Genomic DNA, 21,644 nt, shown 5'->3' on the forward strand with positions numbered 1-21,644 from the left:
CGAACTCCGCACCCCACCAGTAGCCTGAAACCAAGCAACTCGACTCCACCCAACTTGGGACAGTCCGGAGCCTCCACCGATCCCGGAGCGGTTCACTGTTCGTGCTTGTTGGTGTCAGCCGCCGCGTATGGTCTTGACAAGGGCTGACCCGCCTTTGGCCACGGCAGCGCTCCCATAGCCGGCGTCGGACGAAGCGGCCTTCTACCGCTCTGCCCGGAGGCGTCGTTTCTCTTCCCGTTGGGCGGCGACGTCGGGGATGACGGCAATAGCCTCGGTGAGGCGGCCCTCCCGGATCAGTAGTTCGGCCAGGTCGGTCGCGGCCCGTTCGCCGGGCAATGGGCGTAGGAGGGCGATGGCCTCCTCGACACGGCCGTCCTGGGCAAGCAGCCAGGCGATGGTCAGCTCGCGGTCCTCGACCCTGTCGTCTGGCAACGCCTGGATCTCCGCGATTGCTTCCCTGGCGCGTCCCGACTCTCCCATCAGCCACCACCGATTGGGTCGGAGCCAGAACTCATCGTTCTCCGCCAGGAATTCTGGGCTGCGCCCTTCTGTGAGTCCAAGGGCTCTGTCGTGCAGGCCCCGGTCGGCGAGCACGGTCAGGGTCGCCTGGAGAAGGTTCCCGTCGTAGAGGTCGTCGAACGTGTGCTCCACCGCCTCGATCGCGTCGTCCACCCGGCCCTGGCGGATGAGCAGTCCCATCAGTGTGCTCTCGTGCCAGCCCGGATGCTTGGCGGCGATGAGGTCGCGCAGGTACGCCTCCGCTTCCCCGGCCCGGCCCAGGTTCTCCAGGGCCGTCACGTACGGGCGTACGGCGGCGTACCTCTGGGTGTCGGCAAGGTCGCGAAGTTCCTCGACCCGACCGTGTCGGGCCAGCAGCTCGGCATAGAACTCGACGTTGTTCTGCGGCCCGTACCGGCGTGCGGCCACGTCCGCGCCGAGCAGTCGGATTGCCTGGTCCACCCGGCCGGACCGCTCCAAGACCCTGGCCTGTGCAGGGAGGGCACCCCACAGGTCGTTGCGCTGCTTCGGGTCGTGCCGGAACTCCTCGGCGATCGGGGCCAGCAGCTCCAATACCCGCTCGTCGCATCCTTGGCCCTCGGTCATCTCCACCAGGGCCCTCAGCAGGCGCCCGCCGCGCAGGTGCGGGCCGAGTACGCCGATCGCGTCGTCCAACCGCCTGGCCCGGACCAGCGCCTCGGCGTAGTCCCGCCACGCGTCGACCGCGTCGTCCTGCGGCCTCTTGGGGCGCGCCAGCTCCAGCGCCTGGTCGACGTGGCTCCACCGCAGCAGGACGTCGACGCCCGCCCGCACCGCCGGCTGCCAACCGGTAGCCGCGAAGGGCTCCACCACCGTCCAGGCCCGTTCGAACGCCCCCACCGCACACAACCCCCGCACCGCACCCGCAGCGCAGAACCAGTCCTCACGCTCTCGTGCCGCCTCCACCAGGGCCTCCAGGCCGCCGCATTCGAGGATCTCGTCCACGACTCGCGGCAGGACGCCGCCAAGGTTGCTCAACTGCCACTGAAGATCATCCACATTCACGGGGGCACCCTAGGGTCAGCCGCCGACACACCCGCGACGCGGCTTGCCGGTTGGCCCGCGGAGCCTTGCCAGTGGGCCAACCGCTTGCTGCTACGCGTGGTGTCGAGCATCTCGGTTAGCGCGTGCGGTCTTCCATTGCCGATCCCTTCGGAGCAGAGATCCACAGAGTATCGATGAGGTCGGTGGAGGCTTAATGACCGAGTCAAGCTGCTGTAGCGGCCGGTGTCCTGGCCAGGTGCACAACCGGCCCGACCACGGCACCCGCCACGCCCGGGCCGCCCCGGAACTGGGCACCGCCCTCGCCCCGGAGACGTACGACTACGCGGGCGCGCCGTGCTGTTCAACAACCACGCCGGACAGCTCTGGCAGCGCTTCACCAACCGCCTGCGCCGCGAGATCACCGCCCGCGCCAGCCTCACCCAACGCGAGCTCAAAGACGTCCGCCGCGTCTCCTATGGCAAGGTCGCCGAGTTCCAAAAGCGGGAAGCCGTGCACTTCCATGCCGTGATCCGCCTCGACGGACCGGACGGCCCAGACACCCCGCCGCCCGCCTGAGCCACCACCGGCCTGTTCGCCGATGCGATCCGCGCCGCCGCCTCGCACTCCTACACCTCCGTCTCCGTCCCGGCCGCCGAAGACCAACCGGCCCGCACCTTCCGCTGGGGCACCCAGCCCGACGTCCGGCCGTCAAGGCTTTCGGGGACGGATCGGAGATCACCGAACGAGCCGTCGTCTCCTACGTCGCCAAGTACGCCACCAAAGCCGCCGAGAACACCGGGTCCACCGACACCCCCGTCCACTGCCTCGCCTGCCGGGGCACCGGCCGCTCCCGCCGCTACGACCGCGCCGGCTCCGTGCTCAACCGCTGCGCCACCCGCAGCGGCACCGGCCTGTGGGAAGACCTCGCCCGCCTGGATGTCACCGACCACGCCCGCCGCCTCATGGCCGCATGCGCCCAGCTGCAGCCGCTCTACCCCGACCGCCAGCTGGCCCGCTGGGCGCACATGCTCGGCTTCCGTGGCCACTTCTCCTCGAAGTCCCGGCGCTACTCGACCACCCTCGGAGCGCTGCGCCAGGCGCGCGCCGACTACCGCGCCGCCCAGGAACACGCCGCCCTCGGCCTGGACGACGCCGAGCCGGACACCGGCCTCGTCCTCGCCGACTGGCAGTACGCCGGCCACGGCCACACCCCCGGCGAATCCGTCCTCGCCGCCCGCGTCGCCCGCGACCTCCAGCTCAACCGCGAGACCGCCCGCGAAGCCCTACGCGACCAACTCGCCGCCGAAAGGGAGTGCTGACCATGGCCTCAGAGCTGCCGAACCGCTTCCTGACCCCTGAGGACTTGGGCGAGATGTTCGAGCCCAGCGTCGAGACGGTCTACCAGTGGCGCCACATGCGCACCGGTCCCCGCGGCTTCCGCGTCGGCCGGCACCCTCGCTTCGACCCCACCGACGTGCGGGCCTGGGTCGACTCTCAGATTGGGGAGGCCGCCTGATGGCCCGACACGTCCAAGACCGCTGGTACCGGACCGACACCGGCCCGGACGGCAAGACCCACAAGGTCAAAACCGTTCGCCACGGGTCCGGCGTGCGTTACCGGGCCCGGTACGTCGGCCCTGACGGCACCGAGAAGTCCAAGAACTTCCCGGACCGTCAGAAGCGCCTCGCCGAGCAATGGCTGACCGAGATCGCCTCGGACATGTCCCGCGGTCGGTACATCGACCCGCGTGCGGCTCGGGTTACCTTCAAGAGCTACGCCCAGAATGGCTCAAGACGCACGGCATCGACCCGGCCAGTCAGGTCGTGGTCGAGCAGCGGTTGCGCCCGCACGCGTTCCGGCTGATCGGCTCCCGGCCGCTGGATTCATTCCGTCCGGAACACATCCGGGGCCTGGTGAGCGCGCTGGAGAATGACCCGGCCGTGAGTGGCGGCTACGCGCGGAACATCTACGGCGACGTCCGGGCCGTCCTCAGTGCGGCCGTCGACGACGGGTTGTTGCCTCGGAATCCGTGCTCCGCGAAGTCCGTCCGTCCGCCGACCGCTGAGCAGCGTCGTGTTGTGCCGTGGCTGCCTGCCCAGGTTAGGGCGGTCCGTGCAGCACTCCCCCAGCGCTACCGGTCCATGGTGGACGTGGGCGCCGGGTGTGGGCTCCGTCAGGGTGAGATCGTGGGGCTGGCTGAGGATGTGCTCGACTTCGACGGCGGCGTCATCCGGGTCGTCCGGCAGGCGAAGCTGATCCGGGGCAAGGCTGGAAGCCTGCTCTTGCGGCGGCTGGGTTGATCGCGGAGGCCGGCGCGGACGGCAAGTACGAGTCCGCTCGCGAGCACGGCATGTGCTCTGCGGCACTTCTACGTCTCGCTGCTGCCGGACGCCGACGAGAGCATCAAGGCCGTCAATGAGTGTCTGGGGCACTCCGACCCTGGGTTGACCCTGCGGGTGTACGCGCACCTGACGCCGTCGAGCCAGGAGCGTACAAGGAAGGCAGTCGACCGCGTGTGCCTGCCCGCGCAGCCGGGCACACGCGACGAATGACCTCTTCTTACGCGGCATCGGTTCTACTGGCAGAGCGTCCTGACGGGCCTCCGTGGTTGTTGTGGGCCTTCCTGGTCGTGTGGGCGCTCTGCGGAGTGTTCGTCCTCTTCAAGCTGCGCCAGCACGGCTGGAAGTTCCCCCGGCGACGCTGAGGCGGCCCGGACTGCGTACAGGGTGGCTGCGCGAGTCTGACGGCCCAGAGACAACCCCGCGCCCCAAAACAGGCGCCCTACCTTCGCTTAACGCGCAGGTAGGGGGCCTGTTTACGTCTCTGCCTTGCCAGTTCTGTGGGCTTAGCAGTCCGGGAGGCCGGCCGGACCAGTCAGGGGATCACCGTGAGGGATCTCGATCTCGCCGGCGTGGTCATCGCCACGGCGGGCCACGGCCGGTGGGCAGGTCTGCCGGTCTATCTGTGCCGCAACGTGGCCCGTGCGATACCGGGGATGGTCATTCAGCGTGTCTGTTCAGAGGTGTCGAGTCCCTGACCACCGTAACGGAAGACCGTGTCTGCCCGCTCATCATCGACCGTCCCCGGCGGCCTGGGCCGACTCACCAAGGCTCACGCCGCCAAGGCCGCGGAACACACGCATTTGCTGGACCGCCTGGCGACGGTGCCCGAGCCTCGCACGGCCAAGGGCCGCCGCCACCCTCTCCGCTTCGTCCCAGCGCTCGCCGCGTGCGCGGTGCTGGCCGGCGCGAAGTCGCTGACCGCTATCGCCGAGTGCGCAGCCGACGCTCCGAGCGCCGAAGCAGTACCCTCAGTGCCGCCGCATCCAGCCGGGACAGGAACAGCCGCTGCTACGTTGCGGCCGCACTGGTGTTGCCCAGGACGCGGTGGAACCGCCAGATCGGATTCCGTGCCCCCTTCGCACTGACCCGGCGCGGGATGTCGCCCGTGCGGGCCAGGGAATCCAGCGTCTCGCCGAAGAGGAAGTCGTGGCTGCCCGGCGCGAAGGCGCCCGCCCGCCCGCCAACGCTCCAGGTGCGTCGCCTTGTCGTTGATGCGCAGCAACGCGGCGCGGAAGGTCCGCTTCGCCGCCCGCTTGATGCGCTCGAACTCGTCCTGGTGGTAGGACTGCGTGGTGCTCCTTGCCCGTTGGGTGCGCATGGCCGGCACGTCCGCTACCGGACCGCTCGCCAACCGTGCCTCCTGTCGCAGCAGGCTGCCGACCCTGGTGATGGCGTTGGCGTTGTAGCCGCCCGCCGTGCCTGCCTGGCTCAGCCGCCACTGTTTGACCTGTGCCGTGGTCAGCTCATCCACGTCCCTGGGCGGCCGCTCGAGGCCGGATAGCAACGCGGTGAACTTCTCCAGGAGCTGAAACGTCAGTCTCGACGACCGGTGGCCACCCCACCGGTTTGGGTGACAGCGCGCGGCAAACAGCACGGCGAGGGAGCGCTGCATCGGCTCGGCGACCGGCAGCGTCGCGAAGTCGTACGCTCGCACCCGGCCGTCGCGGTCGACGTGGCCTACGTCGAGCCGGCCCGGATCCAAGGGCTCGGGGCGGGTGTGGTCGCCTGGGGCAGGGATGCCCGGCGTCCGCGTCTCCTCACGTCACACCCCCGAAGGGGACGAGGCGGTCGTCGAGGTCTTGGATGCCCTCCGACTACGACTGGTCCGGCCGATCACCGGGCCTGCGCAGTTATGGACGTGCGACGCAGCGGGTGTCATGATCACGCCGTGGTCGGGCGTGGGCCCGGTACGCAGGGGAGAAACCGTGAAGCTGTACCTCGCCGTGCCTCTTGTCCTGTTGGCGCTGCTCATCGCCGCCTCTGGCGTTGCGGCGGTTGCCCGCGGCTGGGTGCTTCCCATGAACCGGCGCCATGTTCGCGCCCCGCGGATCTACGGCTGGGGTCAGCTGGTGGTGGCCTTTGCGCTGTCCTGGCAGCTGGTCTTCGGGTTGATGATCAGCGATTCCGGCGCTCGGCCGTCGGGAACGCTGATCGGCGCCGCGATTCTCGTTGCCGGCTCCATCATCATGATGGTGGGTCAGCTCGCCGGTGGTAACCGGAAGGGCGGCGGCACACCGTAAACCCTGTCCAAGCGGTCATGTTCAGAGCCAGATCACAAGGGCAGCTGCCGTGGCGGTGCCAAGGAAGGAAGACGTAGCCGCCATGTCACAGCGAGTGGCCACGGCCCGGGACGGCTCAGCCTGTTGATCGCTCGTTCGACGGTGTTGCGCTTCTTGTACCGATCTTCGTCGAAGCGAAGATCGGTCGGGCTGGGCACCGGAAGTAGGATCTACGGGTGTGGCCCGGCACCTACGCTGGCGCTACCTTCCACCCCGTCCAGGAGTAGCGTGCCGCCTGCCTTCGTGCACCGGATCACCAAATACGACCCCGCCGACCGTGACGAACACGGCACCTACCAGGGTGCGGAGGAGGCGGTCAGCGACCACGGACCGGTCGAGGCCGCGTACCTGGAGGCGATCTCCGCGTTCGCGGAAGCTGCGGGCATTGACCGGCTGGAGATTCGTGAGCCCTCCATCACCGGGCTCGTCCACTTCGGTGCCCAGCCGGCGGTGCAGGGACACGATCTCAGCGGGCTCTTCCCGGCTGACCTCGCCGGTTACCACGACGGGGCCGAGGTCTCCCTGGCGATGGCCCTGGAGCTGATCCGCGTCATGCTCCGTGAGCAGGGCGCCTGGTGCCGACTGGAAGCAGAAGACGTTTTCGCCGTGCACGTCGGATGGGACCAGTACGTGTACGTGAGCAGCGACCAGCCCAGCACAGACGCCGTGGCCCGTACGCGGGAACTCGGCCTCTTCGCGGAACGGCTGCCGGCCTTCCCCTACGCCGCGGAACCAGAGGTGACAGAAGCCGCCGACGAAGGCTTCTGGGCGTCGGTGTGCACCGAGCTGGTGGCGCGACAGGGTCTGCTCCTGGAGGAAACCCATATCGTCAACGCCACACGCTGGCACCGTCTCACCACGGAAAACCTCAACGTAGTGCGCGCCGGTCTCGGTCCGCGCGCCCTGCTGACCGTCTGGCCCGACCTGCAACCCGACGTCGGCGCGGTCCTGACCGCACTGCCGTCCGAGTGGCACATCGAGTTCGTCTGAGAAACGAAGGACGGAACGATCAGAGACGTGACCGTCGATGAGACCCAGTACCAGGAGCTCGCTGCCTTGGTAGCCGACGCGCGAGCGGCCCGGGCCCTGTCCCTCTACACCGACGAACGCAGTCCACTGCTCCAAGCCGTTCTACCCGACAGCGACGGCGTGCTGCGCGCACGATGGTGACCCGATTCACGAGCCGAAGCTCAGAAGTTGTCACGGCACCGGCTGAGCTGGCGAATGGGGTTGGTCGAGGCAGCCTGGTTGTCACACACGAGGCGTCCGACTTGTCACAGGCGCTCATTCAGCAGCCTTCCTGTCACCGGAAACGAAGATCGGGAGCCTGAACCCCTCCGGCCCCGGCCGCCTCGTCGTCGGGGTGGGCGTGCACTGCCATCAGGTTCAACGGCCGGTCGGTCATGAAGAATCCTCCTGGGAGATGCGGCTTGCCCGCGGCGGGCCTACCGCACAACCTCGCCGCCGGAACCGGATGTCCCCGCCCGTGACGGCTCGCGTTCGGCCGGCGTCGCTCAGGGCTCGATGCGCAGGTCCTCGATGAGGCCGTCACCGAGGCGGAAACGGTAGTACAGGTCCACCCCGCCGCCCGGGAAGTCGCCCTCCAAGTGGTGGGTGACGACGCAGCGGTCCGCGTCGGCCTTCTGCGCGCCGATGGGTTCGATCGTCTACGTGCACTCGTCGGCGGTGCGGGTCATCCGGGCCTCCTTCGCCTGGGCTCCCCGCCCCATCCGCAACGAGTACGTCCTGACCGACCTGGGGACGCTCACCGCGCCGGTGATCGTCACGTTGTCGGCGGGGGGCAACTCCCGTCTCACTCCCGAACAGCGCAGCATGATCCTCATCGACGCCACGAGCGGCGAAGAGGTCGAGCCCGTGGTCGTCGATGCGAGCACGGGCCGTCCCCTCGACGAGCCACGCCTACCTGTTCGCCGCCAGGCCCGCCATGCGGGCCCGCTACCCCCGCGGCGGCGGGGCCACCGCCGACGAGCCCGCCCCCACCGCGGAGCGCGGTCTCACGAACCGGCCGGCCTGATCATCGCGAACGGCGCGCCTTGCGGGTCGGTGACCACCGTCATGCGGCCCGCGTACATGTCGAAGGGGGGGACGAGGACGTTGCCGTCGCGGCGGACCAGGGCGTCCACCGTGGAGTCGACGTCGTCGACCGCGAAGTACGTCAGCCAGTGAGCCGGGGTGCCGGGCGGTTCGTCGGCGAGGAGGGTGACGCCGCCGACCGTGAGGCCGTCCACGCGCAGCTCCCAGTAGGAGTCGAGGCCCTCCATCGGTGTGGTCTCGATGCCGAACACCTCGCCGTAGAAGGCGGCGGCGGCCTCCACGTTGGTGGTGTGCAGCTCGTTCCAGGTCAGCGCGCCGGGCTCGTTGACCACGCCCGCGCCGGAGAACTCGCCCCGCTGCCAGACGCCGAACACCGCGCCCTGCGGGTCGGTGGCGACCAGCATCCGGCCGAGGTTGCCGACATCCGTCGCGGGGCTGAACGGGTGACCGCCCGCAGCGATGATCCGGTCCTGGGTGGCGACCGCGTCGCCGGTGGCGAGGTAGACGGTCCAGACGGTGGGCGGCTGCGGCATGCCCTCCGGGGCCATCGCCCGGCCGATCCCGGCCACGGGCCTGTCGTGCAGCGTGCAGACCGCGTATCCGCCGAACTCGGCTGGACCGGGCGCGCCCTGCCAGCCGAACAGGTCCCCGTAGAAGTCCAGGGCGGCCTGCTGGTCCTGCGCCATCAGGTCGACCCAGCAGGGGGCGCCGGTCGGGTACGGGGTGGTGACGTCGGGCATCGTTGCCTCTCCCTGGTGGTGTGTCCGCGTGGACACCCTTCCGCCTCGATACGTCCCCACTCCTGCGACACGCCGCTCGCTTCTCAGTGCGTCAGGGTGGGGAGTGCGGCGTGCCTGGTCGTACAGGGCTGAGTCCGGACTCGCCCGGTCACTCCCTCACGGGCAGGCACTCCGCCAGCAGGCCGACGATGCCGTGCCAGGCTCGCTGTGCGTGCCGTGGGTGGCGGCCGACGCCGGGGACCACGGGGTGGTCGACCGACGGGTGGTGGAAGGCGTGCCAGGCGCCGCCGTGGACCATGAGGCGCCAGTCGACGCCCGCCGCCCGCATCCCGGCCGTGAACGTCTCCCGTTGTGCGGGCGGCATGATCGGGTCCTCCGACCCGAAACCCCGGTCCACGCCGGGCAGCGGATGCGCGCCACCTCACCCGGTCGGCCGGTGACCGGTGGTCACTGCGTTGACGGTGCCGCCCACGGCGGCCCCCACGCCAACCATCTCGGCGACATCGACCGCGACACCCAGCTCTGGGTTCGATGGCCTCACGACCACTACGAGTGCGTCCGGCCGGGTTCGTGCGAAGAGCCCGCCGACGACGACGCGTGCAGCCCTCTTCCCCGGACACGGCCCCGGCAACTCCCGGAAGTTGTGCGACCTCCTGCACGGCTGACGGGAGGTGGCGCGGGCCTTTCCGGGGCCCGCGCCACCCAGGGGCGGACGAGGTCAGGAACCGACGATCCGGCGCAGGTTCTCGATCGAGCCGGGCTCCTCCTTGAGGTGGCGTTCGCGGTCCGCCAGGAACGCCGCGCCCAGCTCCTCACGGCGCTTCATCGCGACGTTCTCGCGGGCGCCGTTGAGGATGGTGCGCTCCTCCTCGTCGGCGTGGTGGGTGATGGCCTCCACCAGCTCTTCCAGCTTGGAGTCCCACTCCTCGGAGCCGACCTCGTCGACCTCCAGCAGGCTGAGGAGGGCCTGGTTCCCCTCCTCGTGCTCGTGCTCGCCGTGCTCGACCTCTTCGTCGTCGATGTTCCGGTACCGCTTCAGGGCCGGGTAGACCTCGGCCTCCTCCGCCAGCGCGTGCGCGACCAGCAGATCGGCGAACTCCTTGAGCGCCGCCGCCCGGTCGGCCTCGACGCTGCGCATCAGCCGGAAGAGGTCCTCCATGCGGCGGTGGTCCTGGAGGATGAGTTCGACGACGTCCCGGGTCTCGGCCATGAGGGGCACCATTCTCGTGCGAAGTGTTCAGGTGCCCACCGTCTACCCCCACTCTGCCCGGGGATGACTCGCCACGCGGGCGGGATCAGCTCCGGCTTCGCGGGGCCGGGAGGGCCTTCGTCATTCCCGGCAGGAAGTCGTTGAAGAGCTCGTGGACCTCCAGGACCAGCGGGCGCAGGACGCGGAAGCGGGACAGGGCCACGCCGCGGGCGGTGAGGCGGGCGCCGGGCCAGGCGGTAGCTGCGCTCGCGGTTCTCGGTGCGGTCGAAGACCCAGTAGAGGACCAGGCCCATCTGGGAGAGCCACATCAACTCGGGGAGAACCTTACGCAGTTCGCGGGAGACCTTGGACTTGGAGCACGCCAGCACCTCGCGGTGCACGCTGATCGCCTGCTCGCGGACGTGCTCGCTCTCCGCGGAGAAGGGCCTCAGCGGGCTGTCCGGGTCGGCCGCGTCCTTGAAGAACTGGACGGCGAACTCGTGGTACGGCTCCGCGATGTCCAGCCCCGGCCGACCAGGCCGCAGCGCCACGTGACGGCGGTGCGCCCCGGCGTCGCACCCGTGTCCTCGCCCTGCCCGAGGCGCGCTGGGCGGCCGCGGCCACCGTCTTCTTCCTGCTTGCGCTGCCGCTGCAGCTGGCCGGGGGCCCGGCCGGGCATGGGGCCCGCTGTACGCACTGACGTACGCGGCCGGCGGCTGGGAGCCGGCTGGGCGGGCCTGCAATCGCTGCGCGAGAAGACCCTCGACGTCGACCTGCTGATGGTCGTCGCCGCGCTCGGGACGGCGGCGATCGGGCAGGTCATGGACGGCGCGCTGCTGATCGTCATCCTCGCCACGTCCGGAGCGCTGGAAGCACTGGCCACGGCCCGCACCGCCGACTCCGTACGCGGGCTGCTGGAGCTCGCGCCCGCCAGCGCGACCCGTGTCGACGCCGACGGCGGAGAGGAGAGCGTCAGCGTCGAGGAACTGTCCGTCGGCGACACCGTCCTCGTACGGCCCGGAGAACGCCTCGGCGGGGCGAGCGACGTCGACCAGGCCACCATCACCCGTGAACCCCTCCCCGTCACCAAACAGAAGGGCGAGGAAGTCGTTGCGGGCACCCTCAACGGCACCGGCGCCCTGCGCGTCCGTGTCGAGCGTGACGCCCGCGACACGGTGATCGCCCGGATCGTGCGCATGGTGCAGGAGGCGTCCGAGACCAAGGCGCCCACGCAGCTGTTCATCGAGAAGGTCGAACAGCGCTACTCGCTGGGCATGGTGGCGGCGACCCTCGCGGTGTTCCTGGTCCCGTTGGCCTTCGGAGGGAATCTCACCGACTCGCTGCTGCGGGCCATGACCTTCATGATCGTGGCCTCACCGTGGCCCCGGTGGCCCGGACGGACGCCTTCTCGCGGAGCCGGTCAGCGATGCGGATGCGGTCGGCCTCGGTGAGGTAGCGCGACGGGCCGACGGGTTCCTCAGGGCGAGCCGGGGGTTCGGGTGCTTGCCAGGGCAGCCCCGTGTCCACGATGGGCGGGGCTACCCTGTACCTCCCGGATGCCTGCCGGCCGTAGAGCTAACGCTTGCCGGTGCGGCGGTTGATGCCGATGATCCGGCAGGCTTCCGTGTTCCCTATTCCAACATCCACGAGGCGAAGGTATCCCTCCCGCTCGGGGTCCAACCTCCTGGGCCCCTGAGGCCGGCGATCCTTCCGGATCTCGAAGTCCATCGCACGCCCTGAACCGAGGCGTTGCGACGACTACTGGAACGGAAGCGTGCCGGTGGGGTTTCACTGTGTGCCGTGGGTCCGTGATTTAGTGGTCCGAGTAGCTGAAGTCGCCCATGGTCCAGGCACTGACGTCCTCGATCGCGACGCGGTACATCCCCCCTGTCTCCGGGATCCCCACCGTACCCTGCAGGATCCGGGCGACGTGGAAATGCAGATGCGTGGGCGGTCCGTCCTTCCTCGCGGGGTTGTCGAAGACGGCGGAGAACTCGCCCAGATCGGCGGAGTCCGTCAGCACCTCCGACACCCTCTGCCTCCACATGGCTTCCGGAGCCAGCCGACCGGTGATGACAGCACCACTGGTGACCACGGTCAGGGACATCTGATTGCTCTGCCCGGACTCCACAAGGGCAGCTATCGCAACGAGCAGCTCGTCAAGCTTCGGCATGGGATCGGATTCTATGCACCGGCCCGCACGGGCGGCTTGGACGATGGCGCAACCGGGCGAGACGGGCGCATACGGCTCCCCTAGGGCCGCACCACAGGCCGGGGGTGCGCATGTGCGGCGGCTGCGAGCCAGGGGGCGTGCTTCGAGGCATTGGTCTGCTGCCGTTCGACTGCCGCAGGTCTTCGATGAACGCTTGTGCGGTATCGCGTGCGTCGGCAAGGGCCGCGTGGAACGGGGCAGCTGTGGCGTTGACGGAGATTGTGTTCATCAAGGTCGCCCTCGTCTGCGGATCGTTCATGCCCGGCCCTTGCCTACCCGACCCTGCGCCCCGCCCGCCAACCCGCCCGAGCCACCGTGCTCGGCTCCGCGGGCGGCTCTGGGTCTCATCCGTGCGTCGGAGGCTGCGCTGCGGACGGCCCCCAGTATTCGCAGATCTGCTCACCGGGAGACCTCATCGTCGAGCAGCAGCAAATCTATGCTCGCTGGAGTAGACATTCGATGTCTCAGTGATTATGGTTTCTTCCGTAGCCGAGATCGAGCAAGGCCCGGCAGACACGAACTGCCGGTCAGCAACCCACGTATGACGGTGCGGTGGTGGAGTTCCGAAGCCAGGTTGTTGTACGACGGCGACGGGACTGACGACCGGACCGGGTGGCCCGAAGTGATGAGGGGCCACCGCGAGCAGGACCGCAATTGACGCGGTTGCAGTACCAGTAGTACGCAGTCCCCGTTTGCAAGTGATTGGTTCCGAGGGAAGAACGGAGGAGTCGAGCACCATCAGGATCGCCCGGGCGGAAGACGCGAGCCTGGGTACCGCAGGACATCGATAGGTAGGTGGTCTCCGGTCACGCATCCGCGATCCCCGCACCCCCGCCGGAGTATCAGGCGACCGGGCGGAAACAGAAGGTCGGCGCAGCACTAGGGCCGGCAGATGGTGTTGCAGTTCCTTCGGGGCCTTGGTGCCAAACGGCACCAAGGCCCCTCCACGCGTTCCGCAGGGGGGTGAGATGACAGCAAACGAGTCGCTGAGCAATCTCGACGACGACTACCCCGCCTACACGATGGGCCGGGCCGCCGAGTTGCTCGGTACCGCTCCCGGCTTTCTCCGCGCCATCGGCGAAGCGCGGCTGATCACACCACTGCGCTCCGAGGGCGGACACCGCCGCTACTCCCGCTACCAACTGCGCGTCGCGGCCCGCGCGCGTGAGCTCGTCGACCAGGGCACCCCGATCGAGGCCGCATGCCGGATCATCATCCTCGAAGACCAGCTCGAAGAGGCCCAGCGCATCAACGCCGAATACCGGCGCACCGGCGGATCGTCCAGTCCGTCGGCCGCAGCCTGAGGTGATCGGGCCCGCCGGTATCGGCGGGCTGTCACGCTCGCGCGTGGCCCGGCTGCGGCGCGCAGAGATGGTGCTCGTGTCCGCACGGCTCCACCGTCAGTAGACGGCGAGGGAGATGGCGATGTAGTGCGCGGTGAAGGCCGTCACGGTCAAGGCGTGGAACACCTCGTGGAAGCCGAACCAGCGGGGCAAGGGGTCGGGGCGTTGGACGGCGTAGACCACCGCGCCTGCGCTGTAGAGGAGACCGCCGGTCACTGTCAAGGTGACCACGGCCGCACCGCCGGTACGCAGGAAGTCGGGAAGGTAACGCACCAGTGCCCATCCCAGGGCCAGGTAGCAGGGGGTGTACAGCCAGCGGGAAGCGTTGACCCACAGCACGCGGAAGGCGATACCGGTCAGCGCGCCCGTCCATACGATCCACAGCAGCAGGTTTCGCCGGTCGGGAGGGAGGAGTAGCACGGCCAGAGGGGTGCAGGTCCCGGCGGTGATCAGGAAGATGTTGGCGTATCGAGGCGACGCAGGACGGCCTCGCCCGTCGGCCCCCAGGTACCGAGGTGGTAGACGGCGCTCGTCCCGAACAGCAGCCAGGCGGTGACGGAGTACACGGTGCAGGCCAGGGCCGCCTGCTGGGTCCGAGCCAGGCAGACGAGGACGATGCCGGCGCTCACCGCGGCAGGGACCATCGCGGCATGGAGCCAGCCACGTAGCTTCGACTTGACCGGCTCGACCAGGTCGGCCGCCCACTCGACCAGGTCGGCAACCGGGTGAAACTCCTCCCCGGCATGGCCGTGATGTGATGCGCCGGAGAGACCGGCTACGGCGTCCCCCAGACACAACTTCCCGTCCTGCCCCGTTCTTCTGGGCATCATCGGCAACCATCCGATCACGCTAAGAGCCTGCCCGTGGCAGGGTTCGTCGAGGTCGGTCTCGCCACCAACTGGGCCTGCGGTGGCCGCCACAGGAAGTCACGCCGGGCGGGGGCCGGTGGTGCGGATGCATGCCATGCCGTTTCTAGGTGTTCGTGCGCCTTAACCGCGACCACATGATCCGCATCGGCAAGGACGACACCGTCCTGCTCGCCAGTTCCCTGATCCCCGGCAACGAGAACGCCATCTACCGGGTGATCAACGGACTCACCCGGTGGGGCGCCCACGTGGTCCACAAGGGCAACGCCAAGGTGCACGTCTCCGGGCACGCCAGCGCCGGCGAACTCGTCTACTGCTACAACATCGTCAAACCCCGCAACGTCATGCCCGTACACGGGGAATGGCGCCACCTGCGGGCCAACGGCGACCTCGCCATCCGTACCGGTGTCGACCCCGACCGGGTCGTCATCGCCGAGGACGGCGTCGTCGTCGACCTGGTCGACGGCCGCGCGTCCATCACCGGCAAGGTCCCCGCCGGCAACGTCTACGTGGACGGCATGGAAGTGGGCGGCGCCACCGAAGCGTCCCTCAAGGACCGCCTCACCCTCGCCTCCGAAGGCGTGGTCACGGTGGTGGCGATCGTCGACGCGGACACCGGCGCCCTCGCGGAGGCCCCCGACTTCCTGGCCCGCGGCTTCGTCCACGACGAAACCACCTTCGAGCCGGTCATCCCCGTCATCGAGAAGACACTGGCCACCGCGGCCGAGGAAGGCGTCGGGGACGCGCGCCAACTCGAACAGCTCATCGCCCGCGCCATGGCGAACTGGGCGTTCCGCACCCACCACCGCAAGCCGCTCATCATCCCCGTCATCATCGACGCCTGAGCCACCGCCCGGGCAGGCGTCCGGGGGCGGACGCCGATGTGCACGAGGTGAAACCCGGCGACGAGTCTGTCCTGATGTCCAGCCTCATCACCGCCCACCGGGTCGGCCCGTGCGGCCCGGTGGCGAGCGCTGCGCCGGGCATCCCGCAGCACCTCCAGCAGCTGACCTGCCGCCCGAGTATCAACATGACGGCCACGGGCATCGGAAACGCGGACAGCCCGGTGTACCGGCCAAAGGAGGAGAGAAAGTCCGTCAGACATCACGCTCATTTTACGTTCCGGCCACCTCACAGCCCACGCCCAAGGCAGGAAAACCCCGTGTAACCTGCAGATTCTCCCGTCCACACACCTTGTGACGTTTCCGATGACGCATCACGTGGAGTGCGTGGCGATTCTGGAGCCTGCGGACAAGGGCGCCTGACCTCGGGTTCGTGAGCTAGGCGCTTGTAACAATCAGGCGGCGACGAGCTCCTGCTCACGGTCCGGCGTCTTGACCTCGGGCTTCTTGTTCGGCAGCGAGAGCCGGAAGACCTTGCGCCACGCGGAGAACACCTGTTTGGGCAGCGGTCCGGTGACGTACTCCAGCTCGTACTTTTCGAACAGCGCGCGTACCTTCACAGCGACCTCGGCGTACCGGTTGCTCGGCAGGTCCGGGAACAGGTGGTGCTCGATCTGGTGCGACAGGTTGCCCGTCATGAAGTGCATGGCCCTGCTGCCGCTGATGTTCGCCGAGCCCATCATCTGGCGCAGGTACCACTGGCCGCGCGTCTCGCCCTTGATCGACCGGCGCTCGAAGACCTGCACGCCCTCGGGGAAGTGCCCGCACATGATCACCGAGTGGGACCAGACGTTGCGGACCAGGTTCGCGGTGAACGTGGCGGCGAGCGTGGGGAGGAACGACGGGCCCGACAGCAGCGGATGGATCACGTAGTCCTTGAGCACCTGCTTGCGGATCTTGCGGCCCACGGCCTTGGCCCTCGCGCGGAACTCCGGGTCCTTGCGGCGGCGCTTGTTCAGGTTCTTGCCGAGCTCCAGGTCGTAAGCTGCGATGCCGTACTCGAAGAAGCAGGCGTTGATGAAGTTCCACAGCGGCTGGCCGAGGTGGAACGGGTGCCACTTCTGGTCCTCGTCGACGCGCATGATGCCGTAGCCGAGGTCGTTGTCCTTGCCGATCACGTTGGTGTACGTGTGGTGCAGCTCGTTGTGCGAGTGCTTCCACTGGTCGGCCGGCGAGACGTGATCCCACTCCCAGGTGGTGGAGTGGATCTTCGGGTCCCGCATCCAGTCCCACTGGCCGTGCAGGATGTTGTGGCCGATCTCCATGTTGTCCATGATCTTCGCCACGGACAGACCGGCGGTGCCGATCAGCCACGCGGGCGGGAAGATCGAGAACAGCAGCACGCCCCTGCTGACCAGCTCGAGCTTGCGCTGCGCCGAGATGACCCTACGGATGTAGGCGGCGTCTTTCTCCCCGCGTCCGGCGATCACTTCGTCGCGGATCGCGTCCAGCTCGTGGCCGAGCTCCTCGATCTGCTCCGCCGTCAGGTGGGCGGTGGGGTCGATGGCGGTCAAGGTGCTCCTACCGTTCGATGTCGCAAGGGCCCGCCGCGGCGGACACACAGGTCTGGATGAGGACGCCCGGCTCGGCCTCGGTGATCTCGCCGGTGCGCAGGTCGCGGACGGCGCCAGCCTTGAGCGGCGTGACGCAGCCGAAGCAGATGCCCATGCGGCACCCGGACGGCATGAGCACGCCGGCCTCCTCGCCGACGTCCAGCAACGGCGTGGCGCCGTCCGCGTCGACGGTCTTGCCGGTGGCGCGGAACGTGACCTCGCCGCCGCCGTATGCGTCGCCGGCGACGACGATGCCGGGGCGGAAGCGTTCGGTATGCAGGCGCTCTTGGACGCCGTGCCCGCTCCAGTGCTCTTCGGCGGCGTCGAGCAGGCCCGCGGGCCCGCAAGCCCAGGTCTCGCGCTCGGCCCAGTCGGGCACGAGTTCGTCGAGACGGGCGATGTCGAGCATGCCGTCCGTGTCGGTGTGCACCTCGATGAGCCGCAACTTCTTGCCCGCGACCAGATCGTGCAGTTCGTTGCGGAAGATCACGTCCTGCGGCCGTGGCGCGCAGTGGACCATGACGACGTCGTCGAACGCGATGTCGCGCAGCATGCCCATCACTGGCGTGATGCCGCTGCCGCCCGTCAGGTAGAGCACCTTGGCGGGCTTGGCCTGCGGCAGCACGAAGTCACCGGTCGCCTGGTCGAGCTGGATCAACGTGCCCGATTTCGCCCTGCGGACCAAATGGTTGCTGACCTTGCCGTCCGGGATCGCCTTCACGGTGATCGTGACGCGGCCGTCCTGGCGGTTCGTCGGCGAGGTGATGGAGTAGGCACGCCACAGGCGCACCCCGTCGACGTCGACCCCGATCCGCACGTACTGACCGGCTGTGTGGCCGCGCCAGCCCCGTCCCGGCCTGATCACGACAGTCGCGGCGTCATCCGTCTCGGGGTGCACGGCCTCGATGCGCCCCCGCAGGTCAGCGCCCGCACGCAGTGGGCTGACCAGGTCGAGGTAGTCCGACGGCAGCAGCGGCGTCGTGACCATCTCCAGCAGTTTCCACGCCCTGCTGCGAAGGGCTGCACTCGTCATGACTCCAGCTTGCTGCATCTCAGGGCGTAAAGTCCTGACCGTAGGACATGAATCTGGTGGGTGGAATTGTTCGCAGGGAATAAAAACGTGAGTCGTGTAACTCAGAGGGCCAGCGAACTGGCCCTGGATGGGACGACGGTCACCGCACTTCGGGCCGCGCTGAAGACCACCGCCGACGAGGTCGTCCAGGCGATCATCGACGAGGTCCCTTCCTACGCCAACGCCCTTTCGGGCCACATGGGCGGCACCATCCGCCGAGCCGTTCGCACCGCCCTCGGGCACTACCTGGACCTCGCGAGCGGGAACGCCACGGGCGGCGACGGCGGTGACGCGGCCTACGAGCTGGGCCGCGGCGAGGTGCGCGACGGCCGTTCGATGGACGCCCTGCTCAGCGCCTACCGCGTCGGCGCCCGCGTGGCCTGGCGATGCCTGGCAGCGGGCGCCGTGTCCACAGGTCTGCCCGCCGCCGAGGTCGCCAAGTTCGCCGAGCTGACCTTCGCCTACATCGACGAGCTCTCCGCCGCGAGCGCCGCGGGCCACGCCGACGAACTGGCCGCCCGGGGCAGGGCCCACGAGCGCCACCTGGAACACCTGGCCCGCGACCTCCTCGCCGGCGCGAGCCCGGACGTGCTGCTGGCCTCCGCTCAACGGGCCGGATGGCAGCCTCCGGATTCGCTGACGGCGGTCCTGCTGCCCGCCGCCCAGGCCCGGCCTGCCTACCGCGCGCTCGACCCGAGCACCCTCGTCCTCGACGATCTGCCGGACGCCACCGGTGTGCTGCTCGTCCCCGATTCCGACCGATCACATCTCCTGCGGCAGCTGACCGACCGCACCGCCGTGGTCGGCCCGGCCCGGCCATGGACCCGTGCGTCCACCTCGTACGCACGAGCCCTACGCGCGCGCTCCCTCTCCTCTGATATCCGCGACACCGAGGACCACCTGCCCGAGCTGGTGCTGAGCGCCGACGTTGACGCATACGCGGACCTGCGTGCCCGAGCCCTCGCACCGTTGCACACCTTGCCTGTCGCGACCGCACGGCGGCTGGAGGAGACGTTGCGAGCGTGGCTGCTGCACCAGGGCAGGCGGGACGAGGTGGCGGCGGCGTTGTTCATCCATCCCCAGACAGTCCGATACCGGATGTCGCAGCTGCGGGAGCTGTTTCCGGATCTCGCATCGCCACACCGGGTCCTTGAACTGACGCTGGCGGTTGGTCTTCGGGCCAGTTGACGCGTACTTCGACCGTCCACGAACTCCCGGCGGATCCCGGCATCGTGCTCGGTGTCTACCTGGACGCCCTTGCAGCCGGGACGGCTCGGGTGATCGACGCGATCAAGGTGCAGCAGGTCGGCTGACAGGGAGCGTTCCACCATGAGTCGCCCACCTGCCGATCCGTCAGGCCCGCGTCTCGCACGACCAGCCACACCCGGTCGCGAGTGAGCGGGAGTTGGCCGAGGAGGACGCCGGTCGCGTCGAGCAGGGTGTTGGCGAAGGCTGGAGCGACCGGGTCGAAAGGGCGGACTGTCGGCCGTGACGCCCGTTTGACTCCCTGGGCACCCACATGCATGGCGATGGGCCGGGAAATGGTACCTGACCTCGGGTTTTCCGAAGATCGCTCAGATCGACATCTTTCCGATGACCCAACAGGTCCGTGTGCCGCGATCGAACCGGTCGCGAAGAGATCCCCCTTCAGGGAGGAGAGGATGTCAATGGTTCTTGCCGTCACGCCGGCAATCCTCCCGCTGCTCTGCTCCCCCCCCCTTCCGCACAGCCCCGTCCACGCTCATGGAGCGACGACCCATCGGGCGGCATCGCAGGCGACGCGAGCGACGGCGTACTCCGTTCCGGCGACGAAGCGCATCATGGGGCCGAACATCGGGGCGGCCAGCGAACCAACGAGGTACAGGCCAGGCACGGATGTTTGAAACGTCCTGGTCAGCTGAGGCGCCTTGGAGCCCGGCACGCGAGCGATGCCGCGCCGTAGCGCTGGGGCGAGAAAGCAAAGCGCGTCGATGTCGAGGCGGTAGCCGGTGGCGGCCAGCACATGGTCGACGGCCAGACTCTCCGAACCGCCCGGGCCGGTGAGCTCCACCCGGACGGTGGAGCCGGATGCTTCGGCGCGAGTGACACGGCACGAGGTGCGCACCGGCACGACATCCTCGACCCGGTCGCGCAGCCACCAGCCGCCCGAAAGCCCCAGCGCCCGAAGGCTCCAGCGCCCGGCGGAACAGCAGCAGCCGCACCCAGCCCGGTGCCCGGCAGACCGCGGCGAGCGTCCACCCCGTCCCCAGGGGCGAAGCAGGCTGCGCGAGCCGCTGCAGCCAGGGCCGGCCGAGCCGCGGAACCGAGCCCCACCGAACGCCCTGCTCCCGCACCAGCACCTGGACGTGGGCTCCGGCCTCGTGCAGCAGCGCGGCGCTCTCCAGCGCGGACTGGCCTGCCCCGACGACCGCGATTCGTTGTCCGGCATACCGCGGCAGATCGCTGTGGTGCTGGTGTGCGACACCAAGGCACCGGCTCCCGGCCCTTCCGGCGCGAGGCGCAGCAACTCCTGCGGTATACACGCCAGTCCGTTCAACCTGGTCGCCACCACAACGGCCGCCGCCGTCAACTGCCGGCCGTCTTCGAGTCCCACAAGGAACCCGGAAGTGCTTGGGCCGCGGTCGACGCTGACGACCCTGGCCGGTTCCACCTCACCGACGTACCGCTTCTGGAACCACTGCAAGTACGCCGCCAGGATCTCCAGCAGATCACGCTCGGTGGCTTCGGAACGCTAGTACTCGGTGCCGTAGGCCAGGCAGACGCGGGCCGCGTCAGCCAGAGCCCAGGGCGTGTACTTCATCGACGGGCTCTTCAGCCAAGGCTGTGGCCGCTCCGGGGGGCTGTAGCGTGCCGCCGCTGCGGCGATCAGCGGCAGCAGTGAGCTGGAGGGTGCCGCCGGATGCGCTGGCGGCATTCGTCCTCCGTCACCAGCCGGTCGTAGAGAGGTATGCAGCCATCCCGCCATGATCCTCGCCGCGAAGGGATTCTTCGAGGGGTTTGTCCTCAGTCGGTGCAGAGCGGGGTTATCCCACAACGCAGGTCAGTTGGAATGGATAATCGCGGGTCAGCCCGCGCGAGCGCGGACCCGGTCGAGACCGCCCAGCGGGCGGCGTGGAGGTTCTCCTGTCCCCGTGCGCGCAGTGTCGCTAGGTCCGGCGCAGCGCAGCGTTCAGTACTGCTCGGTCTCCACGAAACCCGTGTCCACGCCGTCGGCGCCGAAGGCGTCCGCAGCGGAGGTCGGGTTGAATCCGGGCGGGCTGTCCCTGAGACCGAGGCCCATGCCGGCGAGCTTTTCCTTGACCTCGTCGATGGACTTCGCACCGAAGTTGCGGATGTCGAGGAGGTCGGCCTCGGAGCGGGCCACGAGCTCACCCACGGAGTGGACGCCCTCGCGCTTGAGGCAGTTGTACGAACGGACGGTGAGGTCGAGCTCCTCGATCGGCATCACCAGATCGGCGGCGAGCGCGGCGTCCACCGGGGACGGACCCATGTCGATGCCCTCGGCGTCGATGTTCAGCTCGCGCGCGAGACCGAACAGCTCGACCAGGGTCTTACCGGCGGAGGCCATGG

General features: G+C 69.0%; 16 protein-coding genes and 9 pseudogenes. 12 read left to right on the plus strand and 13 right to left on the minus strand.

Annotation, left to right across the window (positions count from 1 at the left end; translation table 11 throughout):
- Window positions 1-201 precede the first annotated feature (201 nt).
- Window positions 202-1,482, minus strand: a complete 1,281-nt coding sequence (locus ACFRAC_RS34995) for a hypothetical protein (RefSeq protein ID WP_382938752.1) — start codon at window positions 1,480-1,482, stop codon at window positions 202-204.
- Window positions 1,483-1,926: 444 nt separating this feature from the next.
- Between ACFRAC_RS34995 and ACFRAC_RS35000 the strand changes: the two are divergent.
- The 7 genes and pseudogenes from ACFRAC_RS35000 to ACFRAC_RS35030 all read left to right on the plus strand — a co-directional run.
- A pseudogene (locus ACFRAC_RS35000) lies at window positions 1,927-2,840 on the plus strand (replication initiator); the annotation flags it as partial.
- Between the two features lie 2 nt (window positions 2,841-2,842).
- Window positions 2,843-3,037, plus strand: a complete 195-nt coding sequence (locus ACFRAC_RS35005; protein ID WP_382938755.1) for a helix-turn-helix transcriptional regulator — start codon at window positions 2,843-2,845, stop codon at window positions 3,035-3,037.
- Window positions 3,037-4,073, plus strand: a pseudogene (locus ACFRAC_RS35010) (tyrosine-type recombinase/integrase). The gene ACFRAC_RS35005 and the pseudogene ACFRAC_RS35010 overlap by 1 nt, the downstream one beginning before the upstream one ends.
- A 503-nt stretch (window positions 4,074-4,576) precedes the next feature.
- A complete protein-coding gene (locus ACFRAC_RS35015) occupies window positions 4,577-4,948 on the plus strand; it encodes a transposase family protein (protein WP_382938757.1) in 372 nt (123 codons plus the stop codon).
- An 840-nt stretch (window positions 4,949-5,788) separates the two neighbouring features.
- The gene (locus ACFRAC_RS35020) at window positions 5,789-6,103 is read left to right on the plus strand and encodes a hypothetical protein (protein WP_382938759.1); all 315 of its coding nucleotides are present in this window, start codon (window positions 5,789-5,791) and stop codon (window positions 6,101-6,103) included.
- Between the two features lie 267 nt (window positions 6,104-6,370).
- Window positions 6,371-7,132: an RNA-binding protein gene (locus ACFRAC_RS35025; RefSeq protein ID WP_382938761.1), complete on the plus strand. Its 762-nt coding sequence runs from the start codon at window positions 6,371-6,373 to the stop codon at window positions 7,130-7,132.
- Between the two features lie 735 nt (window positions 7,133-7,867).
- Window positions 7,868-8,177, plus strand: a pseudogene (locus ACFRAC_RS35030) (hypothetical protein); the annotation flags it as partial.
- On the opposite strand, the gene ACFRAC_RS35035 reads toward ACFRAC_RS35030, so the two are convergent.
- From ACFRAC_RS35035 to ACFRAC_RS35050, 4 genes and pseudogenes are all read right to left on the minus strand, one after another.
- On the minus strand, window positions 8,158-8,937 hold the full coding sequence (locus tag ACFRAC_RS35035) for a VOC family protein (RefSeq protein WP_382938764.1): 780 nt from the start codon (window positions 8,935-8,937) through the stop codon (window positions 8,158-8,160). The pseudogene ACFRAC_RS35030 and the gene ACFRAC_RS35035 overlap by 20 nt on opposite strands.
- A 148-nt stretch (window positions 8,938-9,085) precedes the next feature.
- Window positions 9,086-9,375 (minus strand): annotated as a pseudogene (locus ACFRAC_RS35040) (dienelactone hydrolase family protein); the annotation flags it as partial.
- A gap of 280 nt (window positions 9,376-9,655) precedes the next feature.
- A complete protein-coding gene (locus ACFRAC_RS35045; RefSeq protein ID WP_356083173.1) occupies window positions 9,656-10,147 on the minus strand; it encodes a hemerythrin domain-containing protein in 492 nt (163 codons plus the stop codon).
- Window positions 10,148-10,232: 85 nt separating this feature from the next.
- Window positions 10,233-10,650 (minus strand): annotated as a pseudogene (locus ACFRAC_RS35050) (TetR family transcriptional regulator C-terminal domain-containing protein); the annotation flags it as partial.
- Between the two features lie 68 nt (window positions 10,651-10,718).
- Here ACFRAC_RS35050 and ACFRAC_RS35055 point away from each other — a divergent pair.
- Window positions 10,719-11,505: pseudogene (locus tag ACFRAC_RS35055) on the plus strand (heavy metal translocating P-type ATPase); the annotation flags it as partial.
- 434 nt (window positions 11,506-11,939) lie between these two features.
- Here the strand turns inward: ACFRAC_RS35055 and ACFRAC_RS35060 are convergent.
- Entirely contained in the window at window positions 11,940-12,299 is a 360-nt protein-coding gene (locus ACFRAC_RS35060) for a hypothetical protein (protein WP_382938768.1), read from the minus strand.
- Window positions 12,300-13,306: 1,007 nt separating this feature from the next.
- Here ACFRAC_RS35060 and ACFRAC_RS35065 point away from each other — a divergent pair.
- Window positions 13,307-13,642: a MerR family transcriptional regulator gene (locus ACFRAC_RS35065; protein ID WP_382938770.1), complete on the plus strand. Its 336-nt coding sequence runs from the start codon at window positions 13,307-13,309 to the stop codon at window positions 13,640-13,642.
- A 96-nt stretch (window positions 13,643-13,738) separates the two neighbouring features.
- Here the strand turns inward: ACFRAC_RS35065 and ACFRAC_RS35070 are convergent.
- Window positions 13,739-14,511 (minus strand): annotated as a pseudogene (locus tag ACFRAC_RS35070) (hemolysin III family protein).
- Window positions 14,512-14,672: 161 nt separating this feature from the next.
- On the opposite strand from ACFRAC_RS35070, the pseudogene ACFRAC_RS35075 reads away from it, so the two are divergent.
- Window positions 14,673-15,392 (plus strand): annotated as a pseudogene (locus ACFRAC_RS35075) (MBL fold metallo-hydrolase RNA specificity domain-containing protein); the annotation flags it as partial.
- Between the two features lie 452 nt (window positions 15,393-15,844).
- Here the strand turns inward: ACFRAC_RS35075 and ACFRAC_RS35080 are convergent.
- Both ACFRAC_RS35080 and ACFRAC_RS35085 read right to left on the minus strand, forming a co-directional pair.
- Window positions 15,845-16,963 carry a fatty acid desaturase family protein gene (locus tag ACFRAC_RS35080; RefSeq protein ID WP_382938774.1) on the minus strand — a complete coding sequence of 373 codons (1,119 nt, stop codon included), beginning with the start codon at window positions 16,961-16,963 and terminating at the stop codon, window positions 15,845-15,847.
- A gap of 7 nt (window positions 16,964-16,970) precedes the next feature.
- Window positions 16,971-18,035: a ferredoxin reductase gene (locus ACFRAC_RS35085; protein ID WP_382938778.1), complete on the minus strand. Its 1,065-nt coding sequence runs from the start codon at window positions 18,033-18,035 to the stop codon at window positions 16,971-16,973.
- A gap of 87 nt (window positions 18,036-18,122) precedes the next feature.
- Between ACFRAC_RS35085 and ACFRAC_RS35090 the strand changes: the two genes are divergently transcribed.
- Both ACFRAC_RS35090 and ACFRAC_RS35095 read left to right on the plus strand, forming a co-directional pair.
- Window positions 18,123-19,262, plus strand: a complete 1,140-nt coding sequence (locus ACFRAC_RS35090; RefSeq protein ID WP_382938782.1) for a PucR family transcriptional regulator — start codon at window positions 18,123-18,125, stop codon at window positions 19,260-19,262.
- A complete protein-coding gene (locus ACFRAC_RS35095) occupies window positions 19,259-19,387 on the plus strand; it encodes a hypothetical protein (RefSeq protein WP_382938785.1) in 129 nt (42 codons plus the stop codon). Before ACFRAC_RS35090 ends, ACFRAC_RS35095 begins: the two co-directional genes overlap by 4 nt.
- Before the next feature lie 428 nt (window positions 19,388-19,815).
- Here the strand turns inward: ACFRAC_RS35095 and ACFRAC_RS35100 are convergent, their stop codons facing one another.
- The 4 genes and pseudogenes from ACFRAC_RS35100 to ACFRAC_RS35115 form a co-directional block, all read right to left on the minus strand.
- Entirely contained in the window at window positions 19,816-20,184 is a 369-nt protein-coding gene (locus ACFRAC_RS35100; RefSeq protein WP_382938795.1) for a hypothetical protein, read from the minus strand.
- Between the two features lie 250 nt (window positions 20,185-20,434).
- Window positions 20,435-20,596, minus strand: a pseudogene (locus tag ACFRAC_RS35105) (hypothetical protein); the annotation flags it as partial.
- A gap of 209 nt (window positions 20,597-20,805) precedes the next feature.
- Complete coding sequence (locus tag ACFRAC_RS35110; protein ID WP_382938788.1) at window positions 20,806-20,988, minus strand: hypothetical protein; 183 nt, start codon at window positions 20,986-20,988, stop codon at window positions 20,806-20,808.
- A 255-nt stretch (window positions 20,989-21,243) separates the two neighbouring features.
- Window positions 21,244-21,644, minus strand: a 401-nt coding sequence (locus ACFRAC_RS35115; RefSeq protein ID WP_382938792.1) for a DNA-directed RNA polymerase subunit alpha C-terminal domain-containing protein, incomplete at its 5' end; no start/stop codon positions are given.

The organism is Streptomyces sp. NPDC056628 (assembly GCF_042792555.1).
Lineage (GTDB): Bacteria > Actinomycetota > Actinomycetes > Streptomycetales > Streptomycetaceae > Streptomyces.

Coding starts and splice junctions, on each gene's coding strand:
- ACFRAC_RS35005 (WP_382938755.1), top strand. CDS start 2,843: ATGGCCTCAGAGCTGCCGAACCGCTTCCTGACCCCTGAGGACTTGGGC.
- ACFRAC_RS35035 (WP_382938764.1), bottom strand. CDS start 8,937: ATGCCCGACGTCACCACCCCGTACCCGACCGGCGCCCCCTGCTGGGTC.
- ACFRAC_RS35045 (WP_356083173.1), bottom strand. CDS start 10,147: ATGGCCGAGACCCGGGACGTCGTCGAACTCATCCTCCAGGACCACCGC.
- ACFRAC_RS35060 (WP_382938768.1), bottom strand. CDS start 12,299: ATGCCGAAGCTTGACGAGCTGCTCGTTGCGATAGCTGCCCTTGTGGAG.
- ACFRAC_RS35065 (WP_382938770.1), top strand. CDS start 13,307: ATGACAGCAAACGAGTCGCTGAGCAATCTCGACGACGACTACCCCGCC.
- ACFRAC_RS35085 (WP_382938778.1), bottom strand. CDS start 18,035: ATGACGAGTGCAGCCCTTCGCAGCAGGGCGTGGAAACTGCTGGAGATG.
- ACFRAC_RS35110 (WP_382938788.1), bottom strand. CDS start 20,988: ATGCCGCCAGCGCATCCGGCGGCACCCTCCAGCTCACTGCTGCCGCTG.